General features: G+C 69.8%; 1 protein-coding gene. It reads right to left on the bottom strand.

The annotated features are described in order from the left end of the window. Positions 1 to 255: transposase (locus EJ903_RS26735; RefSeq protein ID WP_210211594.1), on the bottom strand; the 255-nt coding region annotated here is incomplete at both ends.

Below are 255 nucleotides of genomic sequence, written 5' to 3'. Positions count from 1 at the left end.
GCGATGGCCGCTTCGTTGGCCTTCGAGCGGTAGGCGCTGTCCGCCCACACCCGGCTGTCGAAGGCGTCCGGATTGAGCAGGCCCGGCAACGGCGCGCCGTCATGCCGTGCTGCGTCGGTCACGAGGAAGCGCCGGATCAAGCGGAACCGGCGGTCGATGTTGATGTGCGACGTGTAGCCGAACGCCGCGCCGGGATCAGCAGCCCTTCCACCATGCGCGCCTCGGAACCGTCGAGCGTCGGGTCCCGGCTTCACC

This window comes from Azospirillum griseum, from assembly GCF_003966125.1.
In the GTDB taxonomy this organism is placed as follows: Bacteria; Pseudomonadota; Alphaproteobacteria; order Azospirillales; family Azospirillaceae; genus Azospirillum; species Azospirillum griseum.
The sequence above is the reverse complement of the archived record's forward strand: the minus strand, read 5'-3'. Positions and strand labels throughout refer to the sequence as shown.